Source organism: Pseudomonas sp. NBRC 111127 (assembly GCF_001320345.1).
In the GTDB taxonomy this organism is placed as follows: Bacteria; Pseudomonadota; Gammaproteobacteria; order Pseudomonadales; family Pseudomonadaceae; genus Aquipseudomonas; species Aquipseudomonas juntendi.
In genome coordinates this window covers 1-17,482 of record NZ_BCBD01000115.1, presented here as the reverse complement: position 1 = coordinate 17,482, position 17,482 = coordinate 1, and the positions used below count along the sequence as shown (strand labels likewise).

Below are 17,482 nucleotides of genomic sequence, written 5' to 3'. Positions count from 1 at the left end.
GGCCGCTGCAGAGTCGAGGCCATCAGGCACCTTGACCGAGTAGTCGGCCTTGACGATACAGGCCTCGGCCATGCCGCCGTCGACGGTGTAGCCGGAATTCTTCACTTCGCGGCACAGTGTTTCGTTGCCACTGGTGCAGTATTCGCAGTGCCCACAGCCCTGGTAAAACCAGGCAACGCTGGCGCGGTCGCCGGGCTTGAGCGAAGTGACACCGGGGCCTACCTCCTGAACCACTCCAATGCCTTCGTGACCCAGCACGACACCGGTCTTGTCACCGAAGTCGCCATTTTTGACATGCAGGTCGGTATGGCATACCCCGCAGCATTGCATCTTCAGCAGCGCTTCGCCGTGTTCCAGTGGGCGCAGGGTTTTCTCGACAACGTCCACGCGACGGCCTGGCGCAACAACAGCAGCTTTCATAGGAGCCTCCGTGTCTATCCGAATGAGCTTGAGTGATGGCCGGATCAGCATAGACCTTGCGCGCGAGGGGAAAACTGCTCCAGATCATGAGGGTGAGCAGCCACAGGCTGTCGAACAAAGAAAAGCCCGCGGCAAATGTGCGGCGGGCTGCAAGAACGTACGGAGCGGGGTCAGTGTGCGCAAGCAGATGTCGGTATTTCGTGAAGCGCAGGTGATCAGCCTGTCATTTGGGGCGGAGTCATTGGCGCACCGAGAAAAAAGCCCGCCATGAAGGCGGGCAAGCAACGTTTGAAGGGAGAGCCTGCAGATTGGGCTGGTGGCATTAACGGTGCATTAATAGCCCCCATTGACCCGGCACCTCGATCGGCCTATACAGGCCTGCCAACACTTCAGGAGCCAGCATGCGCGACCAAGACGACCTTCACGAGCCGGAGCACGATCATCTGCTCGATCACGAATTCCTCTATGGCGACGACGTGGAACACGAGGCGGACGCCCAGGGCGCCGAAGATGAGCTGGAGGAAGACGAAACGCCGGGTGACTTCGATGACCTTGATGAAGAGCGGCTCGAGCACCCGGCGTGGTTCGATGACTGCGACGACTGACTCAGCGCCCGTCTACGGAGAAGCGCCCAGGGCCGCTCACGGCCAATAGCAGCAGGCCACCCATAATGGCCATGTTCTTCAGGAACTGGGTCATGTTGGCACTGCGTTCGGGGTCGACCATGTTCCAGAAAGGGTGGCCGATCAGCGCGGTGCCCAGCACGAACAGCGCGAACAGCGCTGCCAGTGGCCGGGTATAGAAGCCAACGATCAGCAGGATGGCGACCACGAACTCCATCAGTACCGCAATTGCCGCCGCCAGCATCGGGGCGGGGGCACCCAGGGAGGTCATATAGGCGACGGTCCCGTCGAAACCGGTCAGCTTGGCCCAGCCTGACAAGACGAACAGGATCATCAACAGCACGCGGGCAAGCAGGATGATGATGTCGCGTTGACCATCGAATAGGGAGTAGCGCATGGCGGCGTTCCAGTGGACGAATGTATGCTCCACTTTAGCAGCTGCGCAAAACATTGCTGCCAGACGCTAAAAAGGCGCCATGCAGGCGCCTTTTCAGGGGAATTTGGTGCGAGTGGCGGGACTCGAACCCGCAAGGCTCACGCCGACAGATTTTAAGTCTGCTGTGTATACCAATTCCACCACACTCGCACGCTTGAAGGGGTCGTGAACGACCGGCTCGCTTCTAAGCAGAAGGGCTTTGCAATCAAGCGCGCTTTATAACCCATTGTTATAGTTGAGTCAACCGCAGCACCTATGATCTACAGATGAGAGGGCAGTTGTAATGGGCAATTGACACGTTGCAGTCATTAAGCCACTGTTACCGATTGGTTGGATTCAAGAGTGTCAAGGGATGGCTCAAGGCTGGGCACACCGGGTTACGTTCATTTTGTCCTTCCTGCTGTGCCAGTGGAGTATGCATGGTTTCAGCTGATAGCATCGACCACCCCGACATGCCCGCCCACCGTTATGAACAGCTGGTTCAGTCGGTGGTGGACTATGCCATCTACATGCTCGACCCTTCTGGGCATGTGGTGTCGTGGAATGCAGGCGCGCAACGGATCAAGGGTTACCGCGCCGACGAAGTGGTCGGCCGGCACTTTTCGCTGTTTTTTACCCCGCAGGACTGCGCTGACGGCCGCCCTGAGTGCCTGCTGCGCCAGGCGCTCGAGCAGGGTGTGGCACAGGATGAAGGCTGGCGGGTACGCAAGGATGGCACGCAGTTCTGGGCGTTGGCCGCACTGGATGTGATTCGCGACGAAGACGGCCAGATCGTCGGCCTTGCCAAGGTCACCCGTGACATTACCGACCGTCGTGAGTCTGCCATGCAACTGGATGCCATGCGCGCCCAGCTGTTCCAGGCGCAGAAGCTTGAGGCGCTTGGCCAGTTGACCGGTGGCCTGGCGCACGACTTCAACAACATGCTGACCATCATTCTCAGCTCGGCACGCCTGGCGCAGACTACCCAAGACCCGGTGCGGGCGCAGCGCATGCTGCAGCACATCATCGATGCCGGGCAGCGCGGCACCGAGCTGACTCAGCAATTGCTCAGCTTCGCCCGCCACCGCCAGCTCGATGTGGCCAGTGTTGCACCGGCTGCCCTGGTTGCCGCCACCCGTGGCCTGCTGGAGCATGCGTTACCCAGTGCGATCACGCTGGCGGTGGTGCTGCAACCGGACCTGCCGCTGATCGAAGTCGATGCCGGGCAGTTGCAAATGGTCTTGCTCAACCTGTTGTTCAATGCCCGCGACGCCATCACCGGCAATGGCCATATCGACCTGAGGGTGGAGCTGGTCGAGTTGGCCGGCGAGGTAGAAGGGCTGCACGGCCGCTTTGTGTGCTTTGGGGTGGAGGACAGTGGCGAGGGTATCGCGCCCGAAGTGCTGCCACGCATCTTCGAGCCATTTTTCACCACCAAGCCCTTTGGCAAGGGTACTGGCCTGGGCCTTAGCCAGGTGTACGGCTTCGCCAGGCAGAGCGGTGGCGCTATTTGTGTCGATAGCGCGCCGGGTCGTGGAACTTGCATGCAACTTTATCTGCCAATGTATCAGAATCAGGCACTCAGCCCACTCGACAGGTAGACAACATGGCACAGGCACTCAGGCGGCTGATAACGGGCATCGACGGGCTCGATGCGTTGCTCAGGGGTGGCCTGGTGGCTGGCGCCTCCTACATCGTTCAAGGGCCACCGGGTGCCGGCAAGACCATTCTTGCCAACCAGCTGGCCCATAACCACGTGCGTGACGGTGGTCGGGTGCTGGTGGCTACCTTGCTCAGCGAGTCACATGAACGCTTGTTCCAGTACCTGTCGACGCTCGCGTTCTTCGACCCGGGGTTGATTGGTGACCAGATCCAGTTCGTCAGCGCTTTCGACACCCTGGAGCAGGAAGGGCTGGAGGCTGTGGTGCGCTTGCTGCGCCAGGAAATCACCCGGCAAAAGGCCAGCCTGCTGATCGTCGACGGCGTGCTCAATGCCCGCGCCCGTGCACACACCACGCTCGACACCAAGAAGTTCGTCTCCGAACTGCAAGGCCACGCGGCGTTCGCGGGTTGTACCGTGTTGCTGCTGACCAGCGCCCGGCTGGAGGAGGGGAGCCCTGAGCACACCATGGTCGATGGGGTCATCGAGCTGGGTGAGCAGTTACTGGGCAGCCGTGCCGTGCGCCATGTCCAGTTACGCAAAACCCGCGGCAGTGGGGCGTTGTCGGGGCGCCACGAGTGCCTGATCGACGAAGCCGGCATGCACGTGTTTCCGCGCCTGGAAGCGCTGTTCAGCCAACCCAGCCAGGTCGCCGGCGGCAATGTGGGGCGCGTCACCAGCGGGGTACCCACGTTCGATGAAATGCTCGGCGGCGGGCTGGCGAACGGTTCGGTCAGCTTGTTGATCGGCCCGTCCGGTATTGGCAAGAGCTCGTTGTGCCTGGCATTTCTTGGCGCCAGTACCGCGCAAGCGCCAGGCTTGCATTTCGGCTTCTATGAAACGCCCGAGCGCTTGCGCAGCAAGGCCGCATCGCTGGGGTACGACTTTGCCGCGATGGAGCAAAGCGGCAGTTTGCAATTGTGTTGGCAACCCACCACAGAGGGGTTGCTCGACCAAGTGGGCGCGCGGCTGCTGGAGCGGGTCGCCACACTGGGCAGCAAGCGCGTGGTGATCGACAGCCTGGGGGCATTCAGCCGCCTGGCCAGCGACCCGGCCCGCCTCAATGCGTTCTTTCGCGCGTTGACCGGTGAGCTGCGCGCGCGCGGCGTCAGCGTGATGCTGACCTGGGAAATGCGCGATATTTTCGGCGCCGAGATCAGCGCACCGGCGCCGGACCTGTCGAGCATCGTCGACAACCTGATGCTGATGCGCTTTGTGGAACTGGACTCGCAGCTGCGGCGTATGCTGTCGATCCTCAAGGTGCGTGACAGCCACCATGACCCGGCCTTGCACGAGCTGCTGATCGGGCCCCAGGGCATAACGCTACACAAGGCATTCGCCGGCAACAGCGGGGTGCTTTCGGGTACGCCGGTGCCGCAGGACGGCGGGTGACAGGCGGGGCAATGAACACCATTCTGATCGTCGATGACGAATACCTGATCGCCGATATCCTGGGCTTCGCCCTGGAGGATGAAGGTTACGAGGTGAAAAAGGCCATCAACGGCAAGAAGGCGCTGGAAATGCTTGGGGCCGAGAGCGTGCAGTTGGTGATCACCGACTACATGATGCCGGTGCTCAATGGCGAGGAGCTGGTGCGCGCCATGCGTGACTGCTCGGCGCTGCGCGAGGTACCAGTCATTCTCATGAGTGGCGCACAGGCCAACCAGGTCTGTCCTACCCTGGTCGACGCTATTTTCGACAAGCCATTCGACATGGACAAGATGATTGCGAAGGTGCGTCAGCTACTGGCAACGTGAAGCCTGCGGCCGAGCGCATCCATGCGCTTGGTCAGCCGGGATTCACTGTGAATCGTCGTGCTTTTCCGGGGCTGGGCTGCCTGCCTGGATGCGCTTGAAGATCTCTTCCCGATGGACCTGTACATCTTTCGGTGCATCGATACCGATCCTCACCTGCATCCCTTTGACGCCCAGAATGGTGACTTTGATGTCATCATTGATGACGATACTTTCGCCAACCTTACGGGTGAGTATCAGCATGTAGTTCTCCTTGGTGATAATAAAGTCCGCATGGCTAACTGCCGCGGCGGCGGGAGCGGGTCCCTGTTCCTTCTCATTAAAGACGCTTTCGGCGGATAGTAATTCCCCGACAGAAAAATTCTGTTGCGTACCTTCACTTGCAGGTGCCAAAGCAAACCGTCAGCGATTTGTCGGCCAAGGTGCTCGGTGGCAAGAATAGGGCCGTTGGCGGCCAATGGGAAATTTCTTCGCATCATGGATTAAATAGACAGGCTTAATGACCGTCCTGTTCCTCTAGGGCTTGAAGAAATACCAGCAAAGCTACCTCTTCAGGGTCCAGGCCTTTGCGTATGCGGTGCTTTGGCAAATCCGCCAGGCGGCCCAGGGCGTAGTGTTCGAGTACGGCGGGGTGTATGTAGCAGCGGCGGCAGACCGCCGGGGTATTGCCCAGGCGCGTGGCCACCTGGCGAACGATGGCGGCCACCTGGCGTTTGGCCTCGGCCTCCGGTTCCCAGGCCAAAGGCCTGAGCAGGTCCAGCGCCAGGCTGCTGCCAGCCCAGGTGCGGTAGTCCTTGGCGGTGAAGTCGGCACCTGTGAGTTGCTGCAGGAACTGGTTGACCTCGGCCGAGCCGACGCTATGGCGCTGGCCGTCGGCATCCAGGTACTGGAACAGTGCCTGCCCGGGCAGTTCCATGCAGCGCTTGAGCAGGTTGGCCAGGCGCCGGTCATTGAGGGTGACGTTGTGCTCGACACCGCGCTTGCCGCGGAACTGGAAGCGAATGCTGCTGCCTTTGACTTCTACGTGGCGGTTGCGCAGGGTGGTCAGGCCGTACGACTGGTTGTCGCGCAGGTAGCGCTGGTTGCCAATGCGGATCAGCGTGTGGTCCAGCAGGCTCACCACCAGTGCCATGACCTTTTCCCGGTCCAGCCCTGGGCGTGCCAGGTAGGTTTCCAGTTGTGCGCGCAGTTTCGGCAAAACCTGGGCGAAGGCCAGCATGCGGCCGTACTTATGCTGGTCGCGCAGTTCGCGCCATTGCACATGGTAGCGGTACTGCTTGCGGCCACGCGCATCACGGCCGGTGGCCTGCAGGTGGCCCTGGGGGTCGGCACAGATCCACACGTCGGTGTAGGCCGGTGGGATCACCAGGGCGGCAATGCGCGCCAGGGTGTCCTTGTCGCGGACCCGTTCGCCATCGGCGTCCAGGTAGATGAAGCGGTCGCGCCAACGGCGCCGGGTCAGGCCTGGCTGGCTGTCTTCGACATAGTGCAAACTGCGCGGCAGAGGGCAGTCGAGCATGGTGTTTGGCCTCGATCAGATCACTGATCAATGGACAACACGCGTGTCAGGTATGCTCAGCCCAGTAGCGCCACCGATTTGATCTGGGCGTACACGACCTGCCCTGCGTGCAGGGCGAGCTGCTCTGCCGAAAACCGGGTAATGCGCGCGAGCAGCAGGTTGCCGCCAGCGTCCAGGCTGACCAGTACATGCGCCGGGTTGGCCGCGGGGCGGGTTTCGCGCACCTGTACCGGCAAACGGTTGAGGATGCTCGAGGTGCTGTCAGCTGTCAGTGCCAGGCTTACGTCACGCGCCTGCACTTTGACCCGCAAGGTGGTGCCCATGGCCTGGGCAGCATGGGCGATACGTAGCAACGGCCCATGTTCGCCGGGCAGGCGCAGGTCGAGCAGGTCATAGTGCGGGTCGTTCCCCACCACCCGGCCTTCGAACACCACGCCGGCGTCGTCGTCCTGGGCCAGCGACAGGTCGAGGCGGGCAAGGGTTTCGCCAATGGGGCCGCTGGCCACGGCTCGGCCGTGTTCCAGCAGCACCAGGTGGTCGGCCAGGCGTGCCACCTCATCTTGTGCGTGGCTGACATACACCAGCGGGATGTCCAGCTCACCGTGCAGGCGTTCCAGGTACGGCAGTATCTCGCGCTTGCGTGGGCCGTCGAGGGCGGCCAGCGGCTCATCCATCAATAGCAGCTGCGGGCTGCTGAGCAGGGCGCGAGCGATGCCAACCCGCTGCGCCTCACCACCCGACAGGGTCGCGGGGCGGCGATCCAGCAAATGGCCGATACCCAACAGCTCGCTGGCCTGGCTCAGGCTGACTTTGCGTTCGGCGGCCGCCAGGCGGCGCCAGCCGAATTCCAGGTTGGCGCGCACCGACAGGTGCGGGAACAGGCTGGCCTCCTGGAATACGTAGCCCACCGGGCGTAGGTGGGGAGGGCGGAAATAACCACGGCTGCTGTCCTGCCAGACCTCGCCGTTGACCTCGACATAGGCGTTGGCAGCCCGCTCCAGCCCCGCCAGGCAGCGCAGGCAAGTGGTCTTGCCAGAGCCGGACTGGCCGAACAGGGCGCTGATGCCGCGGCCGGGCAGGCGCAGGTCTACGTCCAGGGTAAAGTCGTCACGTGGCAGGTTCAGGCGCGCCACTATCGATGCAGTCATATCAGCTCCAGCCGGCTTTACTGCGGCGCCCGGTGTACAGCAACAGCAGCACCAGGAACGAGAACACCAGCATGGCGCCGGCCAGCCAATGTGCTTGTGAATATTCCATGGCCTCGACGTGATCGAAGATCTGTACCGAAACCACGCGCGTCTTGTCGGGGATGTTGCCACCGATCATCAGCACCACACCGAATTCACCCACGGTGTGGGCGAAACCGAGAATGCTGGCGGTGACGAAACCGGGGCGCGCCAGCGGCAGCACCACATGGAGGAAACAGTCCCACGGGCTGGCGCGCAAGGTGGCCGCGACCTCCAGCGGGCGCTGGCCGATGGCGGCAAAGGCGTTCTGCAACGGCTGGACCACGAAGGGCATGGAATAGACGGTCGAACCAATGACCAGGCCGGTGAAGCTGAACACCACGGTGCCCAGGCCCATGGCCTGGGTGGCCTGGCCGAGCCAGCCGTGGGGGCCGAGGGCGATCAGCAGGTAGAAGCCGATGACGGTCGGTGGCAGCACCAGCGGCAGCGCCACCACCGCGCCCACCGGCCCGCGTAGCCAGGAGCGCGTGCGTGCCAGCCACCAGGCGACCGGCGTGCCGATGATCAGCAGGATCACCGTGGTCAGGCTGGCCAGTTTGACGGTCAGCCAGATGGCACCCAGGTCACTGGCATCCAGCGGCATCAGATTTCATAACCGTAGGACTTGATCAGGGCGGCGGCCTTTGGCCCCTTCAGGTATTCGATCAGGGCCTTGGCGGCAGCATTGTCCTTGCCTTTGTCGAGCAGTACGGCGTCCTGGCGGATCGGGTCGTGCAGGTTGGCCGGTACGATCCAGGCCGAGCCTTGGGTCACTTTACCGTCCTTGAAGATTTGTGACAGCGCGACAAAACCCAGTTCGGCATTGCCGGTGGAGACGAACTGGAAAGCCTGGGTGATGTTCTGGCCTTCGACGATCTTGCCTTTGGTGGCCGCGGTAAGCTGCAGTTTGTCCAGTACCTGGGTGGCGGCCAGGCCGTATGGCGCGGCCTTGGGGTTGGCGATGGCCAGGTGGCTGAATGCGTTTTGTTTCAGCACCTCGCCCTTGGCGTCGACGTAGCCTTCTTTCGCCGACCACAGCGCCAGGGTGCCGATGGCGTAGGTGAAGCGCGAACCGGGGACGATCTGCTTTTCTTCCTCGAGCTTTTTCGGGGTTGTGTCATCGGCGGCAAGGAACACCTCGAAGGGCGCGCCGTTCTTTATCTGGGCGTAAAACTGCCCCGTGGCGCCGTAAGCCGCGACCAGTGTATGGCCAGTGTCGTGTTCGAAGTCCTTGGCAATGGCCTGGATGGGCGCCGTGAAGTTCGCCGCGACGGCCACTTGAACCTCGTCGGCCCAGGCGGTGTTGAAGGCAAACAGACTGGCCATGGCAGTGAAGGCCAGGTGAGACGGGCGGATACGCATGCAGGCAGCTCCTTGGGGTATCGTTATATTCACAACTATATAGCGATAGGCCAGTTGCCGGGAAGGGCTGCTGGGTGCATTCGCAAGGATGGTGTGATTGCGGGCTAACGAAAGGTTGCCGCAGGCCGCGCAGGCGCGGGCTACCTGGCAACCCTGGCCAGTGCCTTGGCCGCGATCTCCCGGGTCAGCGCCTCGGCCGGCATAGGCCGCCCCAACCGCAACGCCTGCCCTGACCACAAGTTGCTGAAGTCGCTGTTGCCCTGCGGCTCGGTGATTGCCCTTAACGGCATCAATGCCCCGCCCGCCAGCGGAAACGCTGGTGCCAGCGCGCTCATCGGCCCCAGCTCGCGCATGATACGGTTGTTGATGCCGCGGGCCGGGCGGCCGGTAAACAGGTTGGTCAGCGCCGTGTCACTGGCAGGCGCACTGTCCAGCGCCTGCCGATGTGCTGGCGAAACCTTGGCCTCGGGGCAGAACAGGTACGCCGTGCCGATCTGCACGGCAGATGCGCCCAGGGCCAAGGCCGCCACCAGGCCGCGATCGTCAGCGATGCCACCGGCGGCGATGACCGGCACGCGGACCGCGTCGGCCACCTGCGGTACCAGGGCAAAGGTGCCGATCTGGCTGGTGATGGCGTCGCTGAGAAACATGCCGCGATGGCCGCCGGCTTCATAACCCATGGCGATGATGGCGTCACAGCCGTTGCGCTCCAGCCAGACGGCCTCTTGCACGGTAGTGGCGGTGCAGAGCACCTTGGCACCGCTGGCCTGTACCCGTTGCAGCAGGTCGGCCTGGGGCAAGCCAAAGTGGAAGCTCACCACTTCCGGCCGCAGTTGTTCGACCAGTTGGCAACTCGCCTCATCGAAAGGCGCACGGTTCGAGATCGGGGTGGGCGCCGCGAAATCCGCCCCCACTTCGCTGTAGTAGGGGGCGAGCGCCTGCTTCCAGCGCGCGTCGCGCTCGGCGTCGGGCGCGGGTGGCTGGTGGCAGAAAAAGTTCAGGTTCAATGGGCGCCCCGGGCAGCCGGCGCGGAATGCAGCAATTTCGGCGCGCACCTGCTCACCGTTGAGCATGGCGCAGGGCAGGGCGCCCAGGCCGCCGGCCGAGCCCACCGCAATGGCCATGGCCGAGCCGGTTGCCCCCGCCATGGGGGCCTGCAGAATGGGCAACTCGATGCCCAGCAGGTCGAGGATGCGGCGGTCGGGCCAGTGGCGCATGCGAGGTCTCCTTGCGCTGGGCGAACGGTGCGGCGGCTAGTACTACAGGGCCTTGCTGACCTGAATGTCGCTGATCTTGTCGGCGTCTTCACCATGGATTTTGCGCAAGGCTTCGAGGGCTTGCGCCTGCGAGGCGTCGGGCATCAGCGCGAAGTCCCAGCGACGCTGGCCGTCGAGTTTGTATTTGATCACGTACTTGATGGTCTGGGTCATGGTGGCCTTATCTGAGTTTCGACGACGAGCGACGGATGATCTTGATCTTGTGGGTGAGGGTGGGCTTGCGGGTAACCGAGATCGGGCGGGTGGTCACAGTATCGATGGTGATATTCCAGAACCCGGTGCTGGGCACGGTGATCTTCGCCGGAAACTTCTCGAAGTGGCCGCCGTGGTAGGTATGACGGCCGCCGTTCTTGAAGCTGCGGAAGTTGGCGTCGTTCATCAGGCGGATATTGCAGCGCTGGGAACACTCAATGACGACGATGTCGTCCTCATTGAGGTGCTCGCGCTGGTGTACGAATTTCATGTGATGCTCCGCAAGGTTTGGTTCAGCAAAGGCAAAAGATACCACGATGTGCCGTTATACTGCCGCGCTGTTCGCCGGGCTTGGATAATTCTGCCAAAGCACGGAGCAAAACTGCCTGACGGTGGTCGAACGGGGTTCGTACAAGTTGAGGTATGACAAATGAAGTGGATGGTGGCCGCGTTGACACTGGCACTGGGTGGCTGTGTCAGTGTTTCCGAGCTGGAGCAATCGCATGCGACCCTGGATGTGATTTCTGGCAAGACGCCCCGCGAGTATGCCGATTGCGTCAAGGCGCAGCTTGCCGACAGCCGTGACCCACTGGTGGAAGAGCGGCGCGGTGACGGCCTGCGCCTGACGGTGCCGCAGAAGCTGACAGCAGGTGCTGGCCCGGCCGCCCTGCTGGATATCGATGAGCGTGGCGGCGGCAGCAGCATCAAGCTGCATGAGCGGCTGAGCAACTTCCCGCTGCGCCTGGGCGATGTGCGCACGGCAGCTACCCACTGCATCTCGGGGAGTTGATCTGAGGCAAGTAAAGGGCGGTTAATGGGCTATTGGCCATCAGATCGTCCGGCCTGACGTTGTTGCGATTTCCCCGACGGGGCTAGTATCCATTTGCTTATGTTTTTTAAGCCTAAGCTTATAACAAAAGAAATGGAGATTCGTGATGACACCGTTGAGTCGCGTCGTGATCGGCAGCCTGCTGATCCTGGCCTGGCCCGGGGCGCATGCCGCCGATGGCCAGAAAATTTTCACCCAGGGCGGGGCCAACCCCGCCGCCCTGGCCTGCCTGGGTTGCCATGGCCCGGACGCCAAGGGCATCGCTGCGGCGGGCTTTCCGCGGCTGGCCGGCCTGCCGGCTGCTTACCTCAGCAAGCAATTGCATGATTGGCGCAGTGGCAGCCGCAAGCAGGCGGTGATGGAGCCGTTGGCCAAGGCCCTGAGCGAAGAGGAAATCACCGCCGTCAGCAGCTACCTGGCCAGCCTGCCGGCAGTCGAGGTCGTCGATGGGCGCCGCCAGCAGATTGCCGGTGACCCTACCACTCGCCTGGCCCTGTACGGCGACTGGAACCGGCATATCCCTGGTTGCGTGCAATGCCACGGTCCGGGTGGCGGTGGCGTTGGCGAACACTTCCCGCCTTTGGCCGGGCAACCTGCCAGTTACCTGGTGGCGCAGCTCAATGCCTGGCGCGACGGCAGCCGCAGCAATGACCCGAACCAGCTGATGGTCGGCGTGGCCAAGGCCATGACCGATGACGAGATCAAGGCTGTTGCCGAGTTCTTCGCCCGCCCCGCCAGCCAGGAGGTCAAACCATGAAACCGCTGATCCCCGCTCTGTTGCTGCTCGCTCTGGGCAGTGCCCAAGCCGCGCCTATTGCCATGGAAGACCAGTCGCAGCTTAAGGTCCCAGGCAAGCAGACCGCGCCGCAATTCACGCCCCCGGCGGAAGGCGAACTGCCAAACAATGCCTTCGGCAAGATGGTGCGTGAAGGCCATGCCTTGTTCGTCGATACCCGCCGGCTGATGCCCGAGGCGGTGGGCAACGGCATGAACTGCAGCAACTGCCACCTCGACCAGGGGCGTATGGCCCATTCGGCGCCACTGTGGGGCGCGTACCCCATGTACCCCGCCTATCGTAAGAAAAACGACAAGGTCAACACCTTTGCCGAGCGCATCCAGGGCTGCTTCCAGTTCAGCATGAATGGCAAGCCGCCGGCCGCGGACAGCCCGCAGATGACGGCGCTGTCGGTGTACGCGTACTGGCTGTCGACCAAGGCGCCGACCGGCGTCGAAATTGCCGGGCGCGGTTACCCGGAAGTCGCGCAGCCTGCAGGCGGGTACGACTTCACGCGTGGCCAGCAGGTGTACCGCGAGCAATGCGCGATTTGCCATGGTGACAACGGTGAAGGGCAGAAAGTGGCGGGCGAATATGTGATGCCGCCGCTGTGGGGCAAGGACAGCTACAACTGGGGCGCCGGTATGCACCGTATCAACACGGCGGCATCCTTCATCAAGTACAACATGCCACTGGGCAAGCCGGGCAGCCTGAGCGACCAGCAGGCCTGGGATGTTGCGGCATGGATCAACCGGCATGAACGGCCGCAGGATCCCCGCCTGGTAGAAGGCTCTGTCGAGAAGACGCGGGTGAAATTCCATGCCAATGACGGCGTGAACCTGTATGGGCAGAAGGTCGATGGCGTGCTGGTCGGGCAGGGGACCGGTAGCTGACGGGTGCCTGTAGCGAACGCTTGGCGGGTAAACCTGGCCTGCAACGGTGGTTGTGGCAGAAGGTTTGCTCGCCAGGAGGCCACCACAGGCATGCGTGAGCTGTGGCATTTCACTTGCATGTCTGATGGCGATATTTGCGATCCCTCGGAACTATCTACACTTGCTTATCTCTATCTACCCATCGGTCGGCCGCAGGTCAGGCATTGTAAGGTTTCTGCCGCCTGATTAGACTGCGCCGAATTCCACAGGCCTAGCCTTTTGTAAGGACGTATATGATCAAGAAATGCTTGTTCCCGGCAGCCGGCTACGGTACGCGCTTCCTGCCTGCTACCAAAGCCATGCCCAAGGAAATGCTGCCGGTGGTCAACAAGCCACTGATCCAGTATGGCGTTGAAGAGGCATTGGATGCCGGCCTGAGCGAAATCTCCATCGTGACCGGCCGCGGCAAGCGCGCCCTGGAAGACCACTTCGACATCAGCTACGAGCTGGAAAACCAGATCAAGGGCACCGACAAGGAGAAATACCTGGTCGGTATCCGCCGCCTGCTGGACGAGTGCTCGTTCTCGTACACCCGCCAGACCGAAATGAAAGGCCTGGGCCATGCCATTCTCACCGGGCGCCCGCTGATCGGCGACGAGCCGTTTGCAGTGGTGCTGGCGGACGACCTGTGCGTCAACCCGGAAGGGGACGGCGTGCTGACCCAGATGGTCAAGCTGTACAACCAGTTCCGCTGCTCGATCATCGCCATCCAGGAAGTCGACCCTCAGGAAACCAACAAGTACGGTGTCATCGCCGGTGACATGATCCGTGACGACATCTTCCGCGTTACCAACATGGTCGAGAAGCCTGCACCGGAAGATGCGCCGTCGAACCTGGCGATCATTGGCCGTTACATCCTGACGCCGGATATCTTCGACATCATCAAGAACACCGAGCCAGGCAAGGGCGGCGAAATCCAGATCACCGACGCGCTGATGCAACAGGCGCAGAACGGCTGTGTGATCGCCTACAAGTTCAAGGGCAAGCGCTTCGACTGCGGTGGCGCCGAGGGCTACATCGACGCGACCAACTTCTGCTTCGAGAACTACTACAAGACTGGCAAGGCTTACTGATACAGCCGCTGCTTGTAGCAACATTGCGATGACTGGGGCCGCCGCGCGGCCCTTCGCGGGCAGGCCCGCTCCTACAGTTACCGCGCATGCCCCTGGTGTGCGCCAACCTGATTGGGGGCGGGTCTGCCACGAAGGGCTGCAAAGCGGCCTCAGTGCGTTATGCTGGTCGCCTGCTAGGAGAGAGAACACATGGCCTACGATTTTGATCTGTTCGTGATTGGCGCCGGCTCCGGCGGGGTGCGCGCTGCGCGCTTCGCCGCTGGTTTTGGTGCAAAAGTGGCAGTGGCTGAAAGCCGTTACCTGGGCGGCACCTGTGTCAACGTCGGCTGCGTGCCGAAAAAGCTGCTGGTCTACGGTGCGCATGTCGCCGATGAACTGGAACAGGCTGCCGGTTACGGCTGGTCCCTGGAAGAAGGGCACTTCGACTGGGGCACCCTGATTGCCAACAAGAACCGTGAGATCGAGCGCCTGAACGGCATCTACCGTAACCTGCTGGTGAACAGCGGGGTGACCCTGCTGCAGGGGCACGCGCGCCTGACCGGGGCCAATGAAGTGGAAGTGGAGGGCCAACGCTACAGTGCCAGGCACATCCTGATCGCCACCGGCGGCTGGCCGCAGGTGCCGGACATTCCAGGCAAGGAACTGGCAATCACCTCCAACGAAGCCTTCTACCTCAAGAGCCTGCCACGCCGGGTGCTGGTGGTCGGCGGTGGCTACATCGCGGTCGAGTTCGCCGGTATCTTCCAGGGCCTGGGGGCGGCTACTTCGTTGCTGTACCGTGGCGACCTCTTCCTGCGGGGTTTCGATGGTTCGGTACGTACCCACCTGAAGGAAGAGCTGGAAAAACGCGGCCTCGACCTGCAGTTCAATGCCGATATCCAGCGCATCGACAAGCTTGAAGACGGTAGCCTGAAGGCCACGCTCAAGGATGGCCGCGAGTTGCAGGCCGACTGCGTGTTCTATGCCACCGGCCGACGCCCGATGCTGGACAACCTGGGCCTGGAAAACACCGGCGTCGAGCTGGACGAGCGTGGCTATATCCGGGTCGATGAACAATACCAGACGACCGCGCCGTCGATCCTGGCCATTGGTGACGTGATTGGCCGGGTGCAACTGACCCCGGTGGCGCTGGCCGAAGGCATGGCGGTGGCACGGCGCCTGTTCAAGCCCGAGCAGTACCGCCCGGTGGACTACCAGAACATCCCCACAGCCGTGTTCAGCCAGCCGCCAATCGGTACCGTGGGGCTGACGGAAGAACAGGCGCTGGCGGCAGGGCACAAGGTGCAGATATTCGAAAGCCGCTTCCGCGCCATGAAACTGACCCTGACCGACATCCAGGAAAAGACCCTGATGAAGCTGGTGGTCGATGCCGACACCGACAAGGTGCTGGGCTGCCATATGGTCGGCCCTGATGCCGGCGAGATCATCCAGGGCCTGGGTATTGCCCTGAAGGCCGGTGCCACCAAGCAGCAATTCGACGAAACCATCGGCGTGCACCCGACGGCCGCCGAAGAGTTCGTCACCCTGCGTACGGCTAGCCGTTGATCTATGCGTTACGTCGAAGGGGCGGGGCAGCCCGCTCCTACAACCGAGTCTTCTATCAAGTACCTCTGACTATAGCCAAAACCAATCACGAGCATGAGCTTTGCCAATGAGCCTTCAGCGGGATGATTAGTTAGGATTCTATCCATCAACTGATTCCAACCCCATGAAGGAGCGTCTCTCATGCCAATCATCAACAGCCAGGTCAAACCGTTCAACGCTACCGCCTACCACAAAGGCGAGTTCGTGCAGGTCAGCGAAGCCGACCTGAAAGGCAAGTGGTCCGTCGTGTTCTTCTACCCGGCCGACTTCACCTTCGTTTGCCCGACCGAGCTGGGTGACCTCGCCGACAATTACGCCGAGTTCCAGAAGCTGGGCGTGGAAATCTACGGCGTGTCCACCGACACCCACTTCACCCACAAAGCCTGGCACGACACGTCGGACACCATCGGCAAGATCCAGTACCCGCTGATCGGTGACCCAACCCACGTCATCTCGCGCAACTTCGACGTGCTGATCGAAGAAGCTGGCCTGGCCGATCGCGGTACCTTCGTGATCAACCCGGAAGGCCAGATCAAGATCGTGGAACTGAACGACGGTGGTGTAGGCCGCGATGCAGCTGAACTGCTGCGCAAAGTGAAAGCTGCCCAGTACGTTGCTGCCCACCCAGGCGAAGTTTGCCCGGCCAAGTGGAAAGAAGGCGAAGCCACCCTGGCGCCATCGCTGGACCTGGTCGGCAAGATCTAAGGCCATGCGCGCAACAACGCGGGCGGTAGGCAGCCGCCAAAGCTGAACAAGCTCCCGCCCCGTCAAACGCCCGGGCGACCTCGCCTGGGCGTTTTTGTATCCGAGTATTGAAGAAGGAATCGCCCGTATGTTGGACGCCACGCTTAAATCGCAACTGAAAACCTACCTGGAGCGGGTCACCCAGCCGATCGAGATCGTTGCCTCCCTCGACGACGGCGCGAAGTCCCGTGAATTGCATGACCTGCTGGTGGAGATCGCCAGCTTGTCCACACTCATTACCCTCAGCGCGGACGGCACCGATGCGCGTCGCCCATCGTTCTCGTTGAGCCGCCCGGGTGCTGGCGCCGATGGCAAAGGTATCAGCCTGCGCTTCGCCGGCATCCCCATGGGCCACGAATTCACCTCGCTGGTGCTGGCACTGCTGCAAGTCGGCGGCCACCCTTCCAAGGCCAGTGCCGAAGTGATCGAACAGATCCAGGCATTGGAAGGCGAATTCACCTTCGAAACCTATTTCTCGCTGTCGTGCCAGAACTGCCCGGACGTGGTCCAGGCCTTGAACCTGATGGCCGTGCTCAACCCCAACGTGCGCCACGTGGCCATCGACGGCGCGCTGTTCCAAGGTGAAGTGGAAGCGCGCAAGATCATGGCGGTACCGAGCATCTACCTGAACGGTGAGTTGTTTGGCCAGGGGCGCATGGGCCTGGAGGAAATCCTCGGCAAGATCGACACCAGCGCCGGTGCGCGCCAGGCCGAGAAGATCAACGCCAAGGACGCTTTCGATGTGCTGGTTGTGGGCGGTGGCCCGGCTGGCGCGGCGGCTGCCATCTATGCAGCGCGCAAGGGCATTCGTACCGGCGTGGCTGCCGAGCGCTTCGGTGGCCAGGTACTCGACACCCTGGCCATCGAGAACTTCATCTCGGTGCAGGAAACCGAAGGGCCAAAACTGGCGACTGCACTCGAAGAGCACGTCAAGCAGTACGACGTCGACATCATGAACCTGCAGCGCGGCGAAGCGCTGATTCCGGCCGCCGACGGCGGCTTGCATGAAGTGCGCCTGGCGGGCGGCGCATCGCTCAAGGCCAAGACTGTGATCCTGGCCACCGGTGCCCGCTGGCGTGAAATGAACGTGCCGGGTG

22 protein-coding genes and 1 tRNA gene are annotated in these 17,482 nt (G+C 62.2%); 12 read left to right on the top strand and 11 right to left on the bottom strand.

Translation table 11 applies throughout. The features are described from left to right. A partial coding sequence (locus APH30_RS19155; RefSeq protein WP_156326568.1) for an alcohol dehydrogenase catalytic domain-containing protein occupies positions 1-420 on the bottom strand: 420 nt, incomplete at its 3' end. Positions 421-430: 10 nt separating this feature from the next. On the opposite strand from APH30_RS19155, the gene APH30_RS28850 reads away from it, so the two are divergent. Both APH30_RS28850 and APH30_RS19150 read left to right on the top strand, forming a co-directional pair. Beyond that, a complete protein-coding gene (locus APH30_RS28850) occupies positions 431-691 on the top strand; it encodes a hypothetical protein (RefSeq protein WP_156326566.1) in 261 nt (86 codons plus the stop codon). Positions 692-821: 130 nt separating this feature from the next. Beyond that, a complete protein-coding gene (locus APH30_RS19150; protein ID WP_029886325.1) occupies positions 822-1,025 on the top strand; it encodes a hypothetical protein in 204 nt (67 codons plus the stop codon). Between the two features lies 1 nt (position 1,026). Here APH30_RS19150 and APH30_RS19145 read toward each other — a convergent pair whose 3' ends face one another. Together APH30_RS19145 and APH30_RS19140 are read right to left on the bottom strand one after the other, a co-directional pair. Next, complete coding sequence (locus APH30_RS19145) at positions 1,027-1,440, bottom strand: DoxX family protein (RefSeq protein ID WP_009681230.1); 414 nt, start codon at positions 1,438-1,440, stop codon at positions 1,027-1,029. Positions 1,441-1,544: 104 nt separating this feature from the next. Then, positions 1,545-1,629 (bottom strand) — tRNA-Leu (locus APH30_RS19140). Positions 1,630-1,898: 269 nt separating this feature from the next. Here APH30_RS19140 and APH30_RS19135 point away from each other — a divergent pair. The 3 genes from APH30_RS19135 to APH30_RS19125 are packed head-to-tail and all read left to right on the top strand — an operon-like array spanning position 1,899 to position 4,875. Next, positions 1,899-3,059, top strand: coding sequence for a nitrogen regulation protein NR(II) (locus APH30_RS19135; RefSeq protein ID WP_054913455.1), 1,161 nt, complete (start codon positions 1,899-1,901; stop codon positions 3,057-3,059). 5 nt (positions 3,060-3,064) lie between these two features. Then, entirely contained in the window at positions 3,065-4,510 is a 1,446-nt protein-coding gene (locus APH30_RS19130; RefSeq protein ID WP_054913454.1) for an ATPase domain-containing protein, read from the top strand. 11 nt (positions 4,511-4,521) lie between these two features. Then, positions 4,522-4,875, top strand: coding sequence for a response regulator (locus APH30_RS19125; protein WP_054913453.1), 354 nt, complete (start codon positions 4,522-4,524; stop codon positions 4,873-4,875). A gap of 42 nt (positions 4,876-4,917) precedes the next feature. Here the strand turns inward: APH30_RS19125 and csrA are convergent, their stop codons facing one another. The 8 genes from csrA to APH30_RS19090 all read right to left on the bottom strand — a co-directional run bounded on the left by csrA (position 4,918) and on the right by APH30_RS19090 (position 10,719). Next, positions 4,918-5,115, bottom strand: a complete 198-nt coding sequence (gene csrA, locus APH30_RS19120) for a carbon storage regulator CsrA (protein ID WP_009683195.1) — start codon at positions 5,113-5,115, stop codon at positions 4,918-4,920. A 253-nt stretch (positions 5,116-5,368) separates the two neighbouring features. Beyond that, positions 5,369-6,391, bottom strand: a complete 1,023-nt coding sequence (locus APH30_RS19115; protein WP_054913452.1) for a DNA topoisomerase IB — start codon at positions 6,389-6,391, stop codon at positions 5,369-5,371. 56 nt (positions 6,392-6,447) lie between these two features. After that, the gene (gene modC / locus APH30_RS19110) at positions 6,448-7,539 is read right to left on the bottom strand and encodes a molybdenum ABC transporter ATP-binding protein (RefSeq protein WP_054913451.1); all 1,092 of its coding nucleotides are present in this window, start codon (positions 7,537-7,539) and stop codon (positions 6,448-6,450) included. Between the two features lies 1 nt (position 7,540). After that, entirely contained in the window at positions 7,541-8,221 is a 681-nt protein-coding gene (gene modB, locus APH30_RS19105; RefSeq protein WP_009683192.1) for a molybdate ABC transporter permease subunit, read from the bottom strand. Beyond that, positions 8,221-8,943 carry a molybdate ABC transporter substrate-binding protein gene (gene modA, locus APH30_RS19100; protein ID WP_238706637.1) on the bottom strand — a complete coding sequence of 241 codons (723 nt, stop codon included), beginning with the start codon at positions 8,941-8,943 and terminating at the stop codon, positions 8,221-8,223. The genes modB and modA overlap by 1 nt, the downstream gene beginning before the upstream one ends. 176 nt (positions 8,944-9,119) lie before the next feature. After that, positions 9,120-10,196, bottom strand: a complete 1,077-nt coding sequence (locus tag APH30_RS19095) for a nitronate monooxygenase family protein (protein ID WP_054913449.1) — start codon at positions 10,194-10,196, stop codon at positions 9,120-9,122. Between the two features lie 42 nt (positions 10,197-10,238). Further along, positions 10,239-10,409 (bottom strand): hypothetical protein, encoded by a 171-nt coding sequence (locus APH30_RS29155; protein ID WP_165944137.1) that lies wholly within the window; start codon positions 10,407-10,409, stop codon positions 10,239-10,241. 7 nt (positions 10,410-10,416) lie between these two features. Beyond that, the gene (locus APH30_RS19090) at positions 10,417-10,719 is read right to left on the bottom strand and encodes a DUF1883 domain-containing protein (protein WP_003250918.1); all 303 of its coding nucleotides are present in this window, start codon (positions 10,717-10,719) and stop codon (positions 10,417-10,419) included. Between the two features lie 159 nt (positions 10,720-10,878). On the opposite strand from APH30_RS19090, the gene APH30_RS19085 reads away from it, so the two are divergent. The 7 genes from APH30_RS19085 to APH30_RS19055 form a co-directional block, all read left to right on the top strand. Then, positions 10,879-11,238, top strand: coding sequence for a hypothetical protein (locus APH30_RS19085; protein WP_054913448.1), 360 nt, complete (start codon positions 10,879-10,881; stop codon positions 11,236-11,238). A gap of 145 nt (positions 11,239-11,383) precedes the next feature. Beyond that, the gene (locus tag APH30_RS19080) at positions 11,384-12,034 is read left to right on the top strand and encodes a cytochrome c (protein WP_054913447.1); all 651 of its coding nucleotides are present in this window, start codon (positions 11,384-11,386) and stop codon (positions 12,032-12,034) included. Then, on the top strand, positions 12,031-12,945 hold the full coding sequence (locus APH30_RS19075; protein ID WP_054913446.1) for a c-type cytochrome: 915 nt from the start codon (positions 12,031-12,033) through the stop codon (positions 12,943-12,945). Before APH30_RS19080 ends, APH30_RS19075 begins: the two co-directional genes overlap by 4 nt. A 272-nt stretch (positions 12,946-13,217) precedes the next feature. Then, positions 13,218-14,057: a UTP--glucose-1-phosphate uridylyltransferase GalU gene (galU, locus tag APH30_RS19070; RefSeq protein ID WP_009683182.1), complete on the top strand. Its 840-nt coding sequence runs from the start codon at positions 13,218-13,220 to the stop codon at positions 14,055-14,057. Between the two features lie 189 nt (positions 14,058-14,246). Continuing rightward, positions 14,247-15,602 carry a glutathione-disulfide reductase gene (gene gorA / locus APH30_RS19065; RefSeq protein WP_009683181.1) on the top strand — a complete coding sequence of 452 codons (1,356 nt, stop codon included), beginning with the start codon at positions 14,247-14,249 and terminating at the stop codon, positions 15,600-15,602. 180 nt (positions 15,603-15,782) lie between these two features. Then, the gene (gene ahpC / locus APH30_RS19060) at positions 15,783-16,346 is read left to right on the top strand and encodes an alkyl hydroperoxide reductase subunit C (protein ID WP_004375926.1); all 564 of its coding nucleotides are present in this window, start codon (positions 15,783-15,785) and stop codon (positions 16,344-16,346) included. A 127-nt stretch (positions 16,347-16,473) separates the two neighbouring features. Beyond that, the coding region (locus tag APH30_RS19055) for an FAD-dependent oxidoreductase (RefSeq protein ID WP_177333757.1) at positions 16,474-17,482 on the top strand (1,009 nt) is incomplete at its 3' end.